Here is a 19,304-nt window from a genome sequence, read left to right as displayed (position 1 = left end):
AGTTACACTCTTGTGTGCCTATTAAAGCAAGTAATTAAGTGCTTTAATAAAGAGCGCCCGTGTTTTATTCCGGGCGCTCTTTTAATTCATTTTATTGTTCAGCTGTACATTCACATTTATACTGTCTGTCTTTCACAGTTGCATCAGCTTTCTTTGCTATGGTTCTGGTTTATTTACAGGTCTGCAAATCTAACCCAGCCAGAGTTAGTTACCAACTTATGTACAATGGCCATCAGCAAGATGAATATATATCACAATTTAATTTACAACTAATAATAGTGAGTAAAGCACTAATTTCTTTACTCAATTCTAATAGCCACCAATGGTATCCAAATCCGCTAAAAAAGTCTTTACAAACGTAGACGCCGGTGCACCATTGTTTGGCACTAATTGAAAGCTAATTCTTACCGCCACTGTAGGGACATAATAAGGCGCATAATACCCAGTCGACATTTGATCTAGCTCACCATCAGTTATAGATTGAGTAAACGCGGTGTGCCCCCCTATAGACTCGACATTAATTCCGTTCTTAACTGAATAAAAAGTAGTATTTGGATCAATTAATACAATAGCCTCATTCATTTGAGCTATGTAAGCTCCTGTTGTTGAGGTGTTTATTAAATCTGGGTTTGTCACAATTAGTTGATCCATTTGACTGTTGAGGAAATATTCAGTAATATAATATCCATCTGCATCAGGAGTGTGATTTAGCCTTGCGAGTACGTGGGGTCTGGATTTTAAGTTGAATACTCCAAGAGGTTTGTTATAAAGCGGTATAAAGTTTTGAGCACTGGATGTTATAATAGATCCGGGTACATATACTGAGGTAGGGCTTGATGGAAAAGAGCCCTTAGTAGTTTGTGTCCCATTTAGATTGATTGTAGAGTTCAAATTCAAATTCATTGTCGGCGTACTGTCACTGTTTCCACCTATGATAGCACTAAATATACCAACTATAGCACCCGGAATATTCCCGATTGCACCTGATAAAGCAGATGATACACCGTCTTTGATTTTACTAAACACTTCATTTTTCATACCAATCTTGTTATTAACAGCGCCGGTTTGAGATAAGTTGCTCAATACATTACTTCCAATAAAAGACACCGCAGCTTTTCCAGCAACAGTACCTCCATTTTGTAAGGCTGCATTTAATGGATCAGATGGTGAACCTGCTGCTGTTTTAATAGTGCCTGTCTCTGTTCCCCCTAAAGATATTGTTGAAACACTATTAAAATTGACAAACCAACTTAATTGTATATCCTGATAAGAAAAGTTAGCGATTTGGGGATCGTATGCAATTTCGTATTGAAGCATATACCATTTATTTGAAGCCAGCGGTGCCGATCCATCACTTGGAGCTGGCTCAATTTGTGAAAAAGATGTTTGATTTTTGGATGAATTGGCATCAATTATATCCGACCCCATAAAATTAAGCATCGATGAACTTTGGTTGCTAATAACTTTCAAGCCGTCAACAATGTAGGTGGAGGGGTATACAAAAGAAGTAGTAGTGTACAAGTAAATTCGCATTATCCCCCTGTATCGATTGTATAAGATAAAATATGGATTAACAAGGTTTCCAGTTGCGTTGGCATCAAAGGTATTATATAGAAGTACCCAGCCGTCAGCTGCCTTATGGTCATTAATTACGTCGGCACCATAAAGGGAAGATAGGCTACCCTGCCCTATCCATGGTGGTGGAATTTGAGACTGTCCTGGAGGGGTTGGCATCCAATCGACTGTTTCCCAATTAAATGTAGCTGGGGTAATAGCAAGGCTTCTGGAGCCTGACGAAACAGATAAAAGAGCAGCCTTTGTTTGGGGTGCAATTACTTCACGTTTGCAACCAGCGACAAGCAGAGATAAGCAAAATAATAAGGAGATAGTTTTTTTGTTTTTCATTTTAAGTAGATTTTAGCTTTACATAATTAATTTTGTGCGTTTATTAATAATTTCTTTTAAAAATGCTGGTTGCCTTTGCCATTAGTTTGGTAAGCGCCAATATCTCTGCCGGGCAAGGTATATTCGGTTACACCATAATTGGGGTCAACCGGTACAGTTGATTTTTCGAGCCCGTAAGGCATAAAATTGGTAAACCCTTTGCCTACGCAGGGCGAAGTAAGTTTTAAGTTAAAGTTATACGTGCTTACCGTTGTAATATCTGAAAGCTTAGCACCTACAGGCATGGGCACCGGGCCATTGATAAATTGGGGATTATTGGCGCCCAATATTGCCGGGTTAGCAGTGTAAACCATGCCCGGCGTCCATCCATTAGGTAAAAATGCAGATGGCGATGGTATGTCGGTAGGCATGGAGTTGGTAAAGGCATTACTAACCGCTATTGAGGGATAGATTTGGTTTGCTACAGTTAAGGAATCGGCGTAGGTGTAATTATAACCGTACCTGATATTGGCCGTGTCGGCAATGGGGTTTTGCACTATCCTTAATCCAAATTTGCAGTTTACCATGATGTTGTTATAGGCCATGCCAGCGGCGCCCTGCTCAAAATTGATAGACCCGCCACGGCCTGCAGCCGAGCGGCGATAACCGCAATTGACAATGGTGTTGTTGTACATCCGGATGTTTGATCCGGGCACGCCCGGAATGGCTGATATATTTGAATTTTTAGGGCCGTTGGTGGCTATGCCAATACAAACATTATAAGCAAAATCGCCAATGGTGCCAGCTTTGGCATTGAGCGCTTCGCCACCCGTATACCCGCATTTTTCGAAAGTATTACGAAAAAACTCCAGCTTGCCACCCAAAGTACGTACTGCATCATCAAAGCTTCCATAAATCCACGAATCCTCCAACACAACCATCCCGTAAGGGTTTTGAAAATAAAGAGGGTAGGGGCTGCTTGAAATTACTTTGATGTCTCCGCTTGTGGCAGCGCCTGCAAACTCGATATGCGTCCATTTTAAAATAATTTTTTTACAATCGGCTGCGCCAAATATACCGCTCCATTTTCCTGCATAAGCAGAATCTGTAGCCGGATTTTTTCCAATGTTATCAGTTTTTACCGTGCCCAAATGGGTAAAATAAACCGGTGCATCTTTAGTGCCTAAACTAATCAGTGTGCCATGTACGCCAATGCCGTAGTTGCCTGTAAAGTTAATTTTAACACCAGGCTGGATAATTAAGGTATCGTTTACATTAACTAAAACGTTAGCGCAGATATTGTATGTTTGCCCGGCCAGCATCGTCCCTTTAATTGAAGCAGACGTAGCACCCTGATCCGGAACCAAGCAGCCCTTGTTGCTTATTGGCGATGCAATAGGAACTATCGCCGCAGATAAGTTTCTAAAATCAGCATTTTTTTTACACGAGTAAAAAACTGATGCCGATAAAAGCAGGCTGATAACTATGTATAATGTTTTCTTCATGATATTATAATTTGTAACGTATACCGAATAAGTAGTTGGCTTTAAAGCTGTCTTTTTGAACTGTGATCACCTTATTTACATCCGTTTGTAATGCCAGTGGCCTTTGGCCGTTTGCCAGGTAGGCGTTATACGACTGGTGAAGCTCTAATACATAAGGTGTATTGGTGAGGTTATTGGCTTTAGCAAAAAATGTAAACTTTTTACATAGCGTTTTTTCGGCCGAAAAATCAAGTTGTTCGGTTGGTGCCTGGTAATAATCAAGGCCATAAGCAGGATTAACAAAAGCCACCCGTGTACCGGTATAAACAAAAGCTCCCTGTAAATTGAGGCCCAGTTTAGCATTACGGTAAATTAAAGACATGTTGGCTATGTGGTCAGACTGTCCCTGCAATGGGTGGGTTTCATCCTGAACACGTGATGATATGATTCCGGCATCGTTACGGTAGGTGAAAACCTTTGCTGTGGTGATTTTTGATTTGGTGTAAGTATAGTTGGCAACCACACCCATGGGGCCAAAATACTTGGTAAATACGGCCTCAAAGCCGTAATTAGTAGCATCTGTTTCATCATTTTTGGGCATTAAAATAGCTGTAGTGCCCTTTGGGGATACCTCGTATTCAATGGGGTTATAAATCTTTTTATAAAACGCGCCTAATAAAATTTCGTCGGCATTTTTGGGGAATAAATCATAACGCAAATCAAGATTATCTGCCGTGGTATGGTTTAGCAAGGGGTTTCCTTGCTCCTGGTACACTTCTCCCATCTGCCCGCCGGGTATCATATCGCTAAAAGCCGGTCTGGCTAATGCACGGTTGTACGATAGCCTGATGCTCTCGTTGTCTTTAAGGGCATACTTCAATAGTGCGGTTGGTAAAAAGTCGGTATAATTGATGATGCCGGTTGCCGCATCAACAGAAGCAGGTAGCTGAGTGGCATAGTTTTGTTTGGTATACTCCACGCGTACGCCACCAAGTGCCTCTAATTTATCGGTTAGTTGCCATTTACCTTGTATGTAGGCAGCCGCTATGTTTTCTTTAAAGGTGTAATCGTTACCATCCGGCACAAAAAGCGACTTATCGGTGGTTTTAAATGTAAAATTAGCCGCATCAATAGTAGTATAAACCTGGTTATTGCTGGTACCCAGGTAAGGGCTTAACGAATAACTGTTATAATAGCTATCGCGGGATTTGTTGCGTTCCAAACCGCCAAGCTTAAGTTCAAATTTGCGGTTTAAAAGCTTAAAATTGTCCGTCAGGTTTAAATATACAGAGTAGTCCTGGTCGCTGTTATGTGTCCATATACGAGACATACCTTGTAAGTTATCTGAGCTTACAGTTGTTTGTGTAATAGGGTATTCATGGTCAAACTCAGCTTGGTCGGGGATATGGTTGTTGGCCTGCGAATACGCTACCGACCAGTCAAATTTCAAAGCATCATCAAGCTGGTGAATACCTTGTAATGTGGAGTTATAGATCGACTGATACTGCCATCTGCTTCTTGAAAAAGCATCTACCAAAGCGTTAGTGGATATGGTATCGCTTATTCTGCGGGTTTGATAATCATCCAGGCGAACAAAAACGTTCACTAACGATATTTTATTGCGGTTATTAAATTTGTAGTCAAATTTGTTATTCACTCCTATCCTGCGGCTTTCCTGCGAGTATGTTCTGGCTTCTAAATCAGAAAACGTTGGAACATTGTTTACCCCTGGTGATGCATTGGGTAAAAAGAAGGTTGAGTTGTTACCCGTGAAGTTATCCTGGTAACTGGTAGAAACAATGAAGCCCAGCTTTTTATCTTTAAACAACCTATCGCCAAAGGTTACCCCAAAGTTGATATTAATAGGGTTGGCTTTATTTGAAAAATGAAGGTTGTTAACCGGAAAGTCAGCCGCTGTAGCGGCGTAGCTGTTACCTTTAATTTCAGTAGGTGCTAATTTGCTGATGGTAGACCGATCAAACTGTTCAAAATACCTGCCTGCAAAAACTGAATTATACCCGGCAGAAAAGCTGGCCTGTAATAAAGTAGCGGATGGGGCATCCTTCATTACCAGGTTAATGGTGCCGCCTATTGCATCTCCTTCCATTGATGGGGTGAGGGTTTTACTCACTTCAAGGCGCTCCAACAGTTCGGCAGGGAAAAGATCGAGCGGTATAAAACGGTTTTTGTTATCGGGGCTTGGTATTTTGATGCCGTTTACCAAAGTGTTGATATAGCGTTTGTCCATACCGCGAATGATGGGATAACGGCCTTCGCCCGAGTTACTTCTCTCGATGGTTACGCCCGATACCCGTTGCATTACATTGGCTACCGTAATATCCGGCGATAATTCGATGCTTCGTGCCGAAACAACATTCACCAATTGGTTGGAATTTTTTTCGATGGTTCTGGAGCGCCTGTCGGTGGCGCTTTCGTTGTCTACAATACTTACCGAGTTCAGCTCGTTGGTTGTAGGTTCCATAACCACGTTTAGCGTAGTTGTTTTCAGGTTAGTTACGTTTACCTTTACCAGCCTGGTTTTGTAGGATACGAAACGAAATTCAAGCGTGTAATCACCCGGTTTAAGATTTTTGAAGGTGAAGTAACCATCGAGTTTTACATACTGGCTTCTGCCTGTTTCTTTTAATGACACCGTTGTGCCTACCATGGGTTCTTTGGTTTCAGCATCGGTTACCTTACCTTTTATAGTTTGGGCTATTGCCGGTAAGGATAGTGCACCCAGTAATAAAAATAGTGTAAATTTAAAAAATAAGTACTTGTACTTCATATCAGGGGATTAATTTTCTGCAAAGAAACCCACGACAATCTGAAGTAAATCTGAAGTTTACCGGTTTTTTAACACAGGTAACTTAATGGTAATAGTAAGTTAATCTTGGCCGGGTTTTTTGAACCATGTTGCTTTATTTAGTTAAAAAGCAGGTGGATAATTTGCCTAACACGATACTCATTTGCGTTATACTTGTAGCCATGGTTATACAGGCAAAGTAAACCGCTATTGCTACTAATTATGATGTACTTAGTATATTTATTTTTACTGAAAGCCCCAGCCTTCAGTAAATGTTTAACTTTTGACATAAAAAGTAAAATTTAACCTGATGCCTGTAAGCAAGCGAAAATCTGTTCAAAGTAAAAGAGAGCATATCCCGGTATATAACCTGAGTAATTTCAATCCCGTTCATCGGCAAGCTGAGGTTAGCACCATCTTTGGATATAATAACATTGAAAAGAGCAAAGTGATAGAAGGATTTGAGATTTATTCGAGCGATGGATTAATCAGATCTATGGGGCCTTTAAAGTCTGAATTTTACAGGATTAGTTTAACCTTAAAAGGCACCCTCGACATGCAAATCGGTCTTGATCACTATGTGCATCAACCCAATACCATTTGTTTTACGTATCCCAATCAAATATTTTCAAAACGAAACATCAGCCCCGATGCGTTTGGGTATTATATTTTATTTAAGTCGGATTTTTTAAACGATGTTATACCGTCTGTTAAAATAGCAGATGAGTTTCCGTTTTATCATACAGCTGGTAAGCCAGTTTTTATTTTGGCTGAAGAAGAAATTAAAACCACTGTAGAACTGATTTTAAAAATTGATGACGAATTGCAACACCGTAAAACAGGCCGGGTAAAGGCGATTAAGATGTATGTATACCTGTTACTGCTAAATGCCAAAAGAAGCTATGAAAGGCAACAGCTAACTATTGGGTTAGAAGTTTCGGGCGCAGAGAGCCTCTTATCGCGGTTTAAAAAGCTGGTTAGCATCCATTATCTTACCAAGCGCCAGGTTTGTAACTATTCGGACATGCTCGCGGTGAGCCCAAACCACCTGAACAGGACAATTAAAAGGCTAACCGGGATGACGGCATCAGATCATATCAAAGAAATGTTGGTCCAGGAAGCTAAAGCGCTATTAAAATACACCGATAGTTCTGTCGCTCAAATTGCTTACCAGATGAATTTTAGCGATCCGGGCTCTTTTAACCGCTTTTTTAAATCGGCTACTCGTCAAACACCGCATAACTATCGTTCCAAGCAGGATTGAGTATATATAAGGCATAATGCGGTACATCAACCGGTTTGCCGGGTCATTTAAATTTGCCATATCAATACAAACAAATTAATATGGCATTTAAAAATCAAAAGGTAATTATTGCTGGCGGTACCTCTGGGATAGGTTTAGCCACAGCGCTGATGTTTGCTGATCAATCAGCATCAACTGTTGTAACTGGTAGGGATTTATTGAAATTAAAAGCGGCGGAGCAATTAGGCTTGCCAGCTTTTCAGGTGGACAGCACCAGCCCCGCTCAGTTAGATAACTTTTTTTCAAACATTGGTATTGTTAACCATCTGGTTATTGCCCTCGGGAGCAATAAAGGCTTGGGCAATTTTAAAGAGCTCGATCTGGATAACATCCGCAAAGGCTTTGAAGAAAAATATTGGTCGCATCTTAATACTATAAAAGCTGCGCTGCCTTACATGGTGTCAACAAATGGAAGTATCACCTTGCTCACGGCTATCACCGGGACAGCCAAAATACCCGGAACATCGGGCATAGGTGCGGTTAATGGCGCCTTAGAGATTATGGTGCCTATATTAGCTAAAGAATTGCATCCCTTACGTATCAATGCAGTCTCGCCGGGAATTGTGGACACCCCATGGTGGGACTTCTTATCAGCCGAAACTAAAAAGGAAACCTTTGCCGACTATGCGGCCCATATACCACTTGGTAGGGTTGCCCAGCCTGAAGATATTGCAAGCGCGATTTTATTTTTAGCTGCCAACACGTATGTAACGGGCAAGGTGTTGGTTTGCGATGGTGGAATGGCGTAACAGCGATAGCTTGCTCAACAGGTTTTTATTAACCGGTTTTTACAGATTGAGCTTGGCAATGGATAACAGGGCAGTTACTTCGTGTTTGGCAACAGCAGAAAATAGATAATTTATTTTTTAACGCAGCCAACTGGCTCTGCCCCGATATTTAGATGGTATACAATATGCCTGGCCTTAATTGGTGGATGGCTCAATTGACACGATATGCTCTTTGCCGATAAATGCAATGACGATATCCGTCAAAACATCCTCCATGGCCAGGCTATTAACATCGTCAGTATAATGTTCAGACTTGCTGATCCTGACGTTGTTGCCGTCAACTTCTACTTTGTATAAATATTCCTCGTAAGGGGCAGCCAGCCCAATTTCGATAGCGTTTCCGTTTTCTATAACCTGGATTAAGTGATCCCTATTTACTTTACTGTTAAACTTTGCCGGAAGCAGTTCGCTAATCACCTGGCTAAGATGATGTACAGACGGATTGATGGTAGTTTGATAGGTCTTCATAATAATGTTATCAACCGTATAGTTCTTTGGTTTTCTACCGGCTAATTCAATAACATCAAATAAGGCTTTCAGTTTTAATGATATGAGGGAGATGCAAGGCGACTAACCCTTAATTAGGTAATCCATTCATATCAACTTAAAAGAAATATATCCTAAGCTTAATAACCAATAACTAAATTCAACTGAAAACTAAAGCCTGAACTGTAAAGTTACCCTGGTGGCAAATTGGTCCGGCAGTTCGCCGCGCCCGTTTAAGTGGTCGAGGTGCGTTAGCCGGTATAAAAAGTCGACACGAATAATTTTGAGTATATTTTCAACGCCGTAGCCAGCCTCAACATAGGGCACCGCGCCCAAACTTCTGTCAACTATAGTTCGGCCATGTCTAAAAGCCTCATTATTGATGGTCGAAAGGCTGCCCTCCAAAATATCCACTACCGCAACTGTGCGAATATTCAATGACTTTAATAAAGGAATACTATTTGTAATAAGGCCTTCCATGTGCTGAGTATAAGTTAATGATGCATACCTGTCGCTGGCAAACTCCAGGAAACGCATGGTGTTAAAGCTGAAGCGATGATTCTCCACCAGTGTAAAAGGCACATTGCTGGGGATGTATCCGCCCGTAAGCGAATATTCGCCTTTCCCTAAAATACCCATGTGCAATTTTTGCTGCACGTTAACAAAAAACTTATCGTAATTAAAATCGGCATCAAACATTCCCTTAAAGCCGTGGATGTACCGCAAAGTAACAGTGGGGTTATCACCGCCGTTGCCTACGGTAATCCGTTTATTTATTTTGGACGATTGCAGTAAGCGGATCCCTGGCCTCCATTGTAATTCGGCACCCACTTCCGATGTTTGGTAGGTGTGATATACCTTCTCGTAGTCTTCCGGGTCATGATATTCAAAAGGCGTTAGCGGATCAAACGTGCTGTGCGTAAAATTTAGCCTTGCCCTTAAATTAGGTACCAAGTCGGTTTGGATGTAAGCTTTAATCACATTCTGAAAAAAGGGGCCCCGTGTACTAATCTGCCCATTGCGAATAGAGGCGTTAAAAACATTGTTCCCATTAATGGCAAAGCTCTCATATTGGTAACCGGTTTGGCCAATATCGTGCAGGTAAGATACCCCAAACTGCGACCAGGGCTTGCGCGAAAATATATAATCGACGGAGCCGCTATATTTAAATTTTTGGTCTTTAAAGGCGTAGCTTAAGTAGCCGCCTAATATCAGTTTATCGCTAAAGTGCGTGTTTGTAATTCCCCCAAATCTAACAACTGTACCTTCCAGGTCGTTATGGCTAAATGTGTAAGGGTAGGGGCCAAGGCTCACTTTACCAATTTTATAATAGCCGTTTATCAGCATGCCAGCTAAGGCGGCGTAGGTTTTAACGATGGGCAGGTTTTTTACCGTATCTATCATTTGGTATACCCTTTTATCGGCTGCAGTAAGCGTGTCATGGCGATTTTTGGCCCAGTAATCTTCATCCTTTTTGCTTACGTCATCGCTCATTACCAGGCTTTCTTTAAATAAGCTCTCCGGATATTCCTTGTTGACCTGCATACCTGTATTTGATAGGTAAAACTTGCAGATAAAGCCCGATGTACTTTTGCTCAGCGCTGCTATTTGTACCGTTATTCTTGTTTTTTCGGGTATCCAGGCAGTAGTGCCATCCGGCTGCGCCATTTCCTGCTGTATCCTAACCTTGCTCAAAAAGTTAAGATTGGCATCCTGGCCCACTGATGCATCCATGCGGTATAAGGCATAGCTATCCTTGGTAATCCACATTACGCCAACCAGAGCCAAATCATGAGTACGCTTGGGCTTAAATTCTATTTTGTAATATTCTTTGCCGTCAATCTTATCATGTTCATCGGTAAGCTCGTAATTATAAAAGGTTTTCCAGCTATCGCTCAGGGGCGATATAAAATCTTTTCCGGCTAACCGCAGGTAGTTTTTGTAAAAATCATATTGTAAAAACGTTGTTCCAACCAGCTGCGATACCAGTGTTTCGTCCTCAATGCCAACACCGTTTGATTTGGTACGCAGTACGTGCTCTGTTTTTCTAAGCGGATCGTTTTGGTAAAAATAGTCGGATATGGTTTCAGAGGCAAAAATCGGTAGTATGGGTGTACCATCGTCTCCTGCAATTTTCCTCAGGCTGTCCATTAGCGGCAATATTTGTTTAAATACCTTTCGCTGTTTCATTTTCTCGCTCATGTTGGTTAGCGATACTTCAATGCGGTTATAACTTTGGTATTGGTAGCTCTTTAACTTTTGCAGATCGTTCTCCGGTTTATGCTTCACCATGTTGGCCATAATTTCCCAGGCAGGGTTTACATAAGTTTTAGGAGTAATATTTATCGCGTTCAGCATTTTGGTGTTCACAGCAAGTTGAAAGTTAATTTCGCTTTCGGTAGCCTTGGGTATTAATTTTCTGGCTGGCACATAACTTACATAGCTGGTATAAATGCTGTCGGTTGCAATGTTTGCGGGGATGCTTAAGTTATATAAGCCATCAAAATTGGTAGCAGCGCCTTTACGCGTGCCGTTATTTAGTTTTACAAAAACGGTTACATAGGGCAAGGGTTCGCCGGTTTGCGCATCGGTGATTTTTCCGGTAATGTTTTTTAAATGTTGTGCACAAGCAGTATTATCAAAATAGCCGCCTGCCAGCAAAAATGTAATAATGAGTATGAATTGATAACCGGGTAATTTTTTCCTTACGGGAAGTAATATCTTGCTCAATTTATAGTTCTTGTTTTTATTAATAGTTATATTAAAAAGGCTGCAACCGGTATTACAGGCGCAGTGTAACTTATTTGGCTCACAAAAACTCTTTAATTTGTTATACATAATGAAGATTTACATGATGTATAGGGCAATTATTATACCCATAAAGCGGGATAAAAATAATCTTGACCGAATGCAAAGCATTTAAGTTAGATTAAAAAATCCATAGCCATATATTAAAGAGGGGTTGATATGCTCTAATTGCAACAAACTTATTACAAATATATACTAATACCGTTAAAAATCAAGCCTGGCCAATATGATAAAACCGGTATGATTGATATATGGTGTACATGCACCCACACTCCCTTTGTTTTATAGGAAAGCCGCAGACATTTATACCTATGGAATTACAGGTAGCCTCACGCTTGAAAGCTGCCGGTTGTTTGACGAGATAGAAGTAAACGTTGATTGCTTTTGAAATTAAGTTTATCAATATACTACATCTAACTCAGTGCTCAGCGCTGCTCTCCAAAGTGCAATAAGACCAATCCATATTTGCGGGTTATGACGCGATTTGATCAGTAAGTGTTTCTCTTTTTCGTTTGCGCCAAATCTCTCCTTTATGTCGGGTGGGCACAATATCCCCTAACAATTTAGCCCATGGTTTAAGGTCGTCTATACGGTCAAAAATGATTTTTAAAATGGCAACAAACGGGATGGATAAAAACATGCCCGAAACGCCCCATAATGCCCCGCCCAGTAAAACTACAAGGATGGATACTAAAGCGTTGATTTGTACTTTTGACGAAACGATACGCGGCACCAAAATATTATTATCAATAAACTGAACGATCATGAAGGAGATAACGATACCAATCTGCGTACTATAGCCATCCTTGGTAACGGTAGCTATTAACAAGGGAATGGCAATGGCTATGATACCGCCAATATACGGTAGCATATTCAGTATGGCGCCCATTACACCAATTAAAATGGCATAATTTACACCTAATATCAATAAGCCGACGGAGTTTAAAATGGCTACAATAAAAGCCTCGAGCAACAGGCCAACCATATAGCTTTGTATGGCAGTTTTGGTTTGATTTAAAATAACCCTCACATGCTGAGAGTTTTCTTCAGCAAAAACTTCAAATAAAAAGTTCAGCAAAAGTGTTTTATAAAATAAAAACATAAAAATATAAACCGGAATTAAAAATAGCACGCTTAACGTGTTTAACGCTGTGCCTAAAGTTGCGCCCAGCAAAGCCTTGCTATTGTTTAATGCTTCGTTAATTAGTTCGTTCTGTTTATTAATGCTAATGTGAAAACTGTTTTGCAGCCATAGTTGCAAATCGTGAAAAATATGAGCGAACTTAACTTGGAGCGCGGGAAAAGTATCGCCAAAATGAAGCATTTGCATCGACAGAAAGAAAACAATGCCACCTACAATAATATAGGCTATCAATATCGAGGTTAATATGGCAACCGCCTTTGGCAACTTGATGCGCATCAATAAATTGCATATCGGGTTAAGCAGAATAGCAATAACAAGCGCGAACGCAAAAGGCACCAGTATACTTTGAAGGGTAAACAGGATATAAGTTAATAAAATAAGCCCGAAAAGGACTACCGTAGTTTTAAAATAAAAAGGATATTGTTTTACAGTCACGGGAAGAATGGCGGGGTTGTTTATAGTTAATTAAACTGTATGGCAGGCGTTTAAATTTATAAGTGAATTACCGCAAAATATTAAATGCTGATTTTAGTAAAATAACCGTACCCACTTTGAGTGAACATGGATCAATTCATAATGTTTGGCAGTTTAAAATAATATCATCAACAAATTGATAAACTGCTTTTATTTGTTCATAATCTGTTAAATACGTTATAATTTGGCTTATACCAGTATATAAAAAAAGGGTTTCCAAAATTAATTGAAAACCCTTAATCAATGAATTATATTTAGCCAACGATGTCGAAAATTAATTTCCTACAGCTTCAGCAGCTTCGTCAACCTTGCTTTTAATAGCAGACCGGGCCGAGTTTACAGCATTATCTTTAATATCAGCCAGGTTATCAGCTGTTGATTGTGCCTTACTTTTTACAGATTTAATGATGTCGGCAAGGTAATCTGTCAATTCTTCTTTGATTTCATTGCCTTTATCTGTCGAAATCAATAAGCCTACCGCTGCAACAGCGGCAGCTCCGGCCAATAAACCCACTATTAATTTTGTTTGATTTTTCATAGTCATAACGTTATGATAAATATTTTTTTATGTTCAATAACAGTAAGATAACAACAAAACTGCCGTACTGTTTACACTAAATTTAAAATATTTAAATTTAGTGTGATCCAAAAATGTTTTGTCCAAGCCATTCGCCATGGATAAATTGTTAATACAATTAAAGTTTAGTTGAAATTTACATCACCTTTTATTAGTCTCCATTTAACCAGCTGCAAGAAGGTTGTATGTGTGTAAAACTAAACTATGCCGATTCCTCAGTGAGCCCCCCCTTAAAGGCAACTTTTATGCGGCCATTAAGCCTCCATACATTTTTTAATAACACAAGTTAATATTAGTGATGAGCCGGTTTGTGTTACTAAAATGATTAGCTTATCTTTAACAATTTTTAGCTGGTTTCTTTTAAGCTTTATGTCAAACGTTAACATCACTTCAAAAGGGATCCAGAAGATCCTGAAAAAATATAATGCAGAACAAGCTATCGCTGAGTACATCTGGAATGGTTTTGATGCGAAAGCAGATACGGTTTTTGTGGATTACACAGTAGATGCACTTGGAACGCTGGAGTTTCTGGAGATTTCCGACAATGGCTACGGAATTAATTTTGATAACCTGCGAACTAAATTTGAGCCTTTTTACGAGTCTGAAAAGGCAATAGAGATTTCGGCACCTGTTCATACTTCGGCTATGCATGGTAAAAATGGAGTTGGTAGGCTCACCTTTTTTACTTTCGCTTTCTCTGCGCAATGGATAACCACTTTTCAAACTGCCGAAGGATTAAAAAGCGGCAAAATTCAAATGAATGCCGAGCGGTTAAATAATTATGAACCGGTGGCTTTAACCGTTGCCATGAGCAATCATTCGGGTACTACCGTAACCTTTAAGGATGTGCAGTTAAGCTCCAACCAGATGGACGAAGAAATATTGCCCTACCTGATGGCCGAGTTTTGTTGGTTCTTGGAGCTTAACCGTTCTAAAAATTTCCGTATCATCATCAATGGTGAAGTTTTAGATTATACGCCCAATGTAAGCAGCCGCGATGAACTCGAATTTTATGAGGATAAGTCGGGTACAGTTTTCCGGATCACTTTTGTGCAATGGAAAAAGGCGCTTCACCGCGAGCTCTCTAAATACTATTTCCTGAACAGCACCGATAACGAGGTTTATAAGGATTTTACGACTTTGAACAAAAAAGCAGATGACTTTTTCCATAGCGTTTATATTCAGAGTGACTTTTTTGACGATTTTAATTTTAAAAGCAGCGAGAGCGATCAGCAGGATCAGTTATTCGGAAAAACAAAATCATCAGCTGAGTATAAATTCCTGATCAAAGAAATTAGTAAATATGTTTTGGATCGGCGCAAGCCTTACCTTCGCACTTTTGGCGAGCGGATGATTGAACGCTTTGAAGAGGACGGCATTTTGCCGGAATATGCTAACGAATGGGAAGGGAAATATAAAAGGGCACAGTTAAACGAAGCATTGCTTTGTTTGTATGGCATTGAACCTAAATTGTTTACCAACCTAAATACAGATCAGAAAAAAACTTTTGTTCGTTTTTTAGATGTCCTGCTCGAATCCAACGAGCGGGAGCAGCTTCTAACCATCATCGACGGCATCGTTGATCTGGAACCGGAGGAAAGGGAAGAACTTGCTAAACTATTCAGCACCACACGCCTTAACCGAATCGCGGGTACTGCCAAGCTGGTTGCCGAGCGTTACCGGGTGTACCATCTGTTAAAAGAGTTGGTTACAAAACCCCGGCTAAACGCGGTGGAGGTTAAGCATTTGCAGTTGGCTATTGAGCGCCATTGCTGGATTTTGGGCGAACAGTATCACCTGATTACACCCGCTGATGCACGGTTTGAAGAAGCCCTGCGCAGCTATACCCATATCCTGACAGAGGGGGACAACGCTCCTGGAATCGATCAACCGGATGAGCTTAGGGACACGGATGTTTTTGTCAGCGGACAACGAATCCTCGGCAACCGCGTAGAAAACATCCTGGTAGAGGTAAAACATCCTGCTATAAATATCGGAAAAGAACAATACCTGCAGGTAGATCAATACCTTGATATCATTTTAAAGCAGCCTGAATTTGGCGGCGACAATATGTACTGGGCGTTTCATTTGATAGGGCAACAGTTTGACGACTCAGGCTTTATGGAGCAAAAAATAGCGGGTAATCAAAACCCAGCAGATCCCTGGCTGGCCCTGTCGCTTCATGATGGCCGCGTAAAAGTGTACGTAAAAACCTGGAACGCCATTTTTGCCGATTTCGAGTTGAGGCACAAGCAGATAAGCGAGAAACTAAAACTTGAACGGGATAGGTTGATCAACGAATGGAGCACTATGGCTATGTGATATGCCCATTGACAGCATACCACAGGTAAGCTTTTGCGGCATCACAATCACCATAAAACGACCAGATCCAGGTTCTGCGCGTTTTTTTATGTATTTGCCCATGGGGTAAGGTACAAAATCAGCAACGCATCGCACAATGTTTGGCCAGTTAGCCTATCGTTGTTACCTTAAAAATCTCACCTAAAATGAGTACCCCAATAAGCCCGATCACCGAGACAAGGGTTTCCATCAATGACCAGGATAAGAAGGTTTGCTTCATAGACAGGCCGAGGTATTCTTTGAACAGCCAAAAGGAAGTATCATTCACATGCGAGCAGAAGAGACTGCCGGAGCCCACCGCGAGCACCATCAGGTTGGGGTTAGCGCCATGATGTGCAATCAAAGGATAAACTATCCCCGCTGCGGTTAGTCCTGCTATGGTGGCGGAGCCCAGGCAAAGCCGGAGCACAGCGGTGATAAGCCATGCCAAAAGCAGGGGAGGTAGGTTAAAACCTTGTAAAAGGGCGGCAAGCTCGTTGCTAACGCCTGTTTCCACAAATATTTCTTTCAAAATGCCCGCACTGCCAATAATTAACAGGATCATGGCAATATCCTTCACAGATTCGCCATAGATGGACATAATGGTAGTTAGCCTTTTACCTGTACGTATACCCAGTGTGTACGTGGCTATACAGATGGTTAGTACCATGGCTATCGTAGGATCGCCGATAAAACCGCTGATATTTTTTACAGCGGCATTATAGCCGTAAACCCTGGTTATCAAGGTACAACCTCCAATGATCAGTACCGGCAGCAAGGAAGAAAATATGCTGGTAATTATCCCTGGCAATTGCGCATCGGGCATTTGATCCCCTCGCATGGAAATTGCGGGGTTAGATTGCATTTTTTTTAACGTACCCGCAAAAATAGGCCCTGCGATGATAATTGCTGGGATAGCTACAATAACGCCATAACCAAAGGTTGTAGCCAGGTCGGCGTGAAACTGCATCACCAACGCCATGGGCGAGGGATGGGGCGGCACAAAACCATGCATTACCGAGAGTGATGCCAGCATAGGCAAGCCTACATAAACAAGCGGTAGCTTATAGTTATAAGCCACCGAAAATATAATAGGGATAAGCAATACAAAGCCTACGTTATAAAACAAGGGTATGCCCACAATAAAGCCCGTTAACGACATGGCCCAGGTTACATATTTATAACCAAATGTGTTTTTAAGTACGGTTGCTATTTTTTGCGCCGCGCCGCTATAGGCTACCAGTTTACCCAGCATAGCCCCTAATACAATGATGATGACTAACGAGCCCAGCGTATCGCCCAGTCCTTTATTAATGGCCTGAGGAATACTGCTCACAGGCATGCCCAGCAGCAATGCTGCCACCACGGATACCAACAAGAAGGCCAGGAAAGTATTAACTTTGCCCCAGGCTATTAACAGCACGAGCATCACGATGCAGGCACAAAGGATGGATATCGCCATAGATTTATTTAATGTGAATCCCGCGTTACTGTCGGCCCCGAGCCACCCACCAGGAAATCCAGATCTGCACCCTTATCCGCCTGCTGTACGTGCTTGATATACAGGTTTACATAACCGCGATCTGCCAGTGGCATCGGCGGTGTCCAGTTACTTCTTCGGATAGCGAGCACTTCATCTGTCACCTCCAGGTGAATGCGCTTGTTAGCCACGTCAAGTTCTATGATGTCGCCGTTCTCCACAAGTCCCAGGTTTCCGCCTATGGCTGATTCGGGCGATACATGCAATATCACGGTACCGTAGGCAGTGCCGCTCATTCTTCCGTCTGATATCCTCACCATATCTATCACCCCTTTATCAAGTAATTTTTTGGGTAGCGTCATGTTACCAACTTCGGGCATGCCTGGATAGCCTACAGGGCCAACACTTTTTAATACCATTACGCAAGTTTCATCGATATCAAGCTCGGGATCATCAATCCTTGCATGGTAATCCTCAATATCTTCGAACACTACGGCACGGCCACGGTGCTGCATCAGGCTGGGCGTGGCGGCCGATGGTTTTATCACAGCGCCGTTAAGGGCCAGGTTGCCCTTTAACACCGCAATGCCTGCTTCCGGGATCAGGGGCTGCTCAAACTCGTAAATAACTTCCTTATTATAGGTTACTCCGGCGCTGGCTATGTTTTCGCTATGGGTTTTACCGCTCACCGTCATCACGTCCATTTTTAAAACCGACTGCATTTGTTTGAGCACAGCTGGCACTCCACCCGCATAGTAAAAGTCTTCCATCAGGAATTTACCCGAGGGCATTAAGTTTACCAGCAGCGGCATTTTACTTCCAATATCGTCAAAATCCTCCAGATTCAGAGGCACACCAATCCGGCCTGCTATTGCTGTGAGGTGAATAATAAAGTTTGATGAACCACCTACGGCGGCGTTTACTTTAATGGCATTCTCAAAAGCGTCGCGCGTTAATATCTTGGAGATGCGAAGGTCCTCTTTAACCATTTCAACTATTCTTCTGCCAGATAATTGGGCAAGCCTCTTTCGTCTGGCGTCAACCGCGGGGATGGCTGCGCCACCTGTCAGGCTCATGCCTAACGACTCCACCATGCAGGCCATGGTAGAAGCGGTGCCCATCGTCATGCAATGGCCCGGGCTTCGGGACATGCAGCTTTCAACTTCTGCATATTCTTCATAGCTGATGTTGCCTTTCTTTAGCTCTTCTGTCAGCTTCCATACACTGGTGCCCGAGCCAATATCATGGCCATGGTATTTTCCGTTTAACATAGGCCCGCCCTGTACCACAATGGTGGGCAAATCTACACTGGCTGCACCCATTAAGGTTGAGGGTGTAGTTTTATCACAGCCGGTAAGCAGTACCACCCCGTCAATTGGGTTACCTCTTATGGATTCTTCGGCATCCATGCTGGCCAGGTTACGAAACAACATGGCTGTAGGTTTTAGCAGTGTTTCGCCTAACGACATGATTGGAAATTCAACCGGAAAACCGCCGGCTTCCAGTACACCGCGGCGTACGCTTTCAGCAATGTCGCGCAGGTGCGCGTTACACGGCGTCAGTTCCGACCACGTGTTACAGATTCCTATTACCGGCCTGCCGTCAAACATATCCTCCGGCATACCCTGGTTTTTCATCCAGCTTCTGTAAATAAGACCCATCTTATCCTTTTTTCCGAACCAGTCCGAACTTCTGTACGCTCCCATATCTACCTGTTATATTTTAAGTTT

The 19,304-nt window shown here is 41.9% G+C and carries 12 protein-coding genes; 3 read left to right on the top strand and 9 right to left on the bottom strand.

Translation table 11 applies throughout. The features are described from left to right. Nucleotides 1-309: 309 nt before the first annotated feature. The 3 genes from MUCPA_RS00850 to MUCPA_RS00840 are packed head-to-tail and all read right to left on the bottom strand — an operon-like array spanning nt 310 to nt 6,156. Nucleotides 310-1,905: a hypothetical protein gene (locus MUCPA_RS00850; protein ID WP_008503920.1), complete on the bottom strand. Its 1,596-nt coding sequence runs from the start codon at nt 1,903-1,905 to the stop codon at nt 310-312. Between the two features lie 56 nt (nt 1,906-1,961). Beyond that, the gene (locus MUCPA_RS00845) at nt 1,962-3,389 is read right to left on the bottom strand and encodes a hypothetical protein (protein WP_008503919.1); all 1,428 of its coding nucleotides are present in this window, start codon (nt 3,387-3,389) and stop codon (nt 1,962-1,964) included. A 4-nt stretch (nt 3,390-3,393) separates the two neighbouring features. Next, complete coding sequence (locus tag MUCPA_RS00840) at nt 3,394-6,156, bottom strand: TonB-dependent receptor (protein WP_008503918.1); 2,763 nt, start codon at nt 6,154-6,156, stop codon at nt 3,394-3,396. Between the two features lie 328 nt (nt 6,157-6,484). On the opposite strand from MUCPA_RS00840, the gene MUCPA_RS00835 reads away from it, so the two are divergent. Both MUCPA_RS00835 and MUCPA_RS00830 read left to right on the top strand, forming a co-directional pair. Then, a complete protein-coding gene (locus MUCPA_RS00835; protein WP_008503916.1) occupies nt 6,485-7,438 on the top strand; it encodes a helix-turn-helix domain-containing protein in 954 nt (317 codons plus the stop codon). An 80-nt stretch (nt 7,439-7,518) separates the two neighbouring features. Beyond that, the gene (locus MUCPA_RS00830; protein ID WP_008503915.1) at nt 7,519-8,226 is read left to right on the top strand and encodes an SDR family oxidoreductase; all 708 of its coding nucleotides are present in this window, start codon (nt 7,519-7,521) and stop codon (nt 8,224-8,226) included. Nucleotides 8,227-8,400: 174 nt separating this feature from the next. On the opposite strand, the gene MUCPA_RS00825 is transcribed toward MUCPA_RS00830, so the two are convergent. From MUCPA_RS00825 to MUCPA_RS00810, 4 genes are all read right to left on the bottom strand, one after another. Beyond that, complete coding sequence (locus MUCPA_RS00825; RefSeq protein ID WP_008503914.1) at nt 8,401-8,733, bottom strand: hypothetical protein; 333 nt, start codon at nt 8,731-8,733, stop codon at nt 8,401-8,403. 189 nt (nt 8,734-8,922) lie between these two features. Further along, nucleotides 8,923-11,481, bottom strand: a complete 2,559-nt coding sequence (locus MUCPA_RS00820) for a DUF5686 and carboxypeptidase-like regulatory domain-containing protein (protein WP_157543785.1) — start codon at nt 11,479-11,481, stop codon at nt 8,923-8,925. 550 nt (nt 11,482-12,031) lie between these two features. Further along, entirely contained in the window at nt 12,032-13,138 is a 1,107-nt protein-coding gene (locus MUCPA_RS00815; RefSeq protein ID WP_008503912.1) for an AI-2E family transporter, read from the bottom strand. Nucleotides 13,139-13,451: 313 nt separating this feature from the next. Then, nucleotides 13,452-13,715, bottom strand: coding sequence for a YtxH domain-containing protein (locus MUCPA_RS00810; protein WP_008503911.1), 264 nt, complete (start codon nt 13,713-13,715; stop codon nt 13,452-13,454). Nucleotides 13,716-14,123: 408 nt separating this feature from the next. Between MUCPA_RS00810 and MUCPA_RS00805 the strand changes: the two genes are divergently transcribed. Further along, nucleotides 14,124-16,076 (top strand): ATP-binding protein, encoded by a 1,953-nt coding sequence (locus MUCPA_RS00805; protein WP_008503910.1) that lies wholly within the window; start codon nt 14,124-14,126, stop codon nt 16,074-16,076. 148 nt (nt 16,077-16,224) lie between these two features. On the opposite strand, the gene MUCPA_RS00800 is transcribed toward MUCPA_RS00805, so the two are convergent. Next, a complete protein-coding gene (locus MUCPA_RS00800) occupies nt 16,225-17,556 on the bottom strand; it encodes a gluconate:H+ symporter (protein WP_008503909.1) in 1,332 nt (443 codons plus the stop codon). Between the two features lie 8 nt (nt 17,557-17,564). Continuing rightward, nucleotides 17,565-19,280: an IlvD/Edd family dehydratase gene (locus MUCPA_RS00795; RefSeq protein WP_008503908.1), complete on the bottom strand. Its 1,716-nt coding sequence runs from the start codon at nt 19,278-19,280 to the stop codon at nt 17,565-17,567. Between the last annotated feature and the right edge of the window lie 24 nt (nt 19,281-19,304).

Origin of the sequence: Mucilaginibacter paludis DSM 18603, assembly GCF_000166195.2 — a bacterium.
GTDB lineage: Bacteria > Bacteroidota > Bacteroidia > Sphingobacteriales > Sphingobacteriaceae > Mucilaginibacter > Mucilaginibacter paludis.
The sequence above is the reverse complement of the archived record's forward strand: the minus strand, read 5'-3'. Positions and strand labels throughout refer to the sequence as shown.

Excerpts from the sequence above, each read along its gene's own strand:
- MUCPA_RS00810 (WP_008503911.1), bottom strand. The coding sequence starts at position 13,715 with ATGAAAAATCAAACAAAATTAATAGTGGGTTTATTGGCCGGAGCTGCC.
- MUCPA_RS00845 (WP_008503919.1), bottom strand. The coding sequence starts at position 3,389 with ATGAAGAAAACATTATACATAGTTATCAGCCTGCTTTTATCGGCATCA.
- MUCPA_RS00805 (WP_008503910.1), top strand. The coding sequence starts at position 14,124 with ATGTCAAACGTTAACATCACTTCAAAAGGGATCCAGAAGATCCTGAAA.
- MUCPA_RS00840 (WP_008503918.1), bottom strand. The coding sequence starts at position 6,156 with ATGAAGTACAAGTACTTATTTTTTAAATTTACACTATTTTTATTACTG.
- MUCPA_RS00800 (WP_008503909.1), bottom strand. The coding sequence starts at position 17,556 with ATGGCGATATCCATCCTTTGTGCCTGCATCGTGATGCTCGTGCTGTTA.
- MUCPA_RS00825 (WP_008503914.1), bottom strand. The coding sequence starts at position 8,733 with ATGAAGACCTATCAAACTACCATCAATCCGTCTGTACATCATCTTAGC.
- MUCPA_RS00795 (WP_008503908.1), bottom strand. The coding sequence starts at position 19,280 with ATGGGAGCGTACAGAAGTTCGGACTGGTTCGGAAAAAAGGATAAGATG.
- MUCPA_RS00850 (WP_008503920.1), bottom strand. The coding sequence starts at position 1,905 with ATGAAAAACAAAAAAACTATCTCCTTATTATTTTGCTTATCTCTGCTT.
- MUCPA_RS00835 (WP_008503916.1), top strand. The coding sequence starts at position 6,485 with ATGCCTGTAAGCAAGCGAAAATCTGTTCAAAGTAAAAGAGAGCATATC.
- MUCPA_RS00830 (WP_008503915.1), top strand. The coding sequence starts at position 7,519 with ATGGCATTTAAAAATCAAAAGGTAATTATTGCTGGCGGTACCTCTGGG.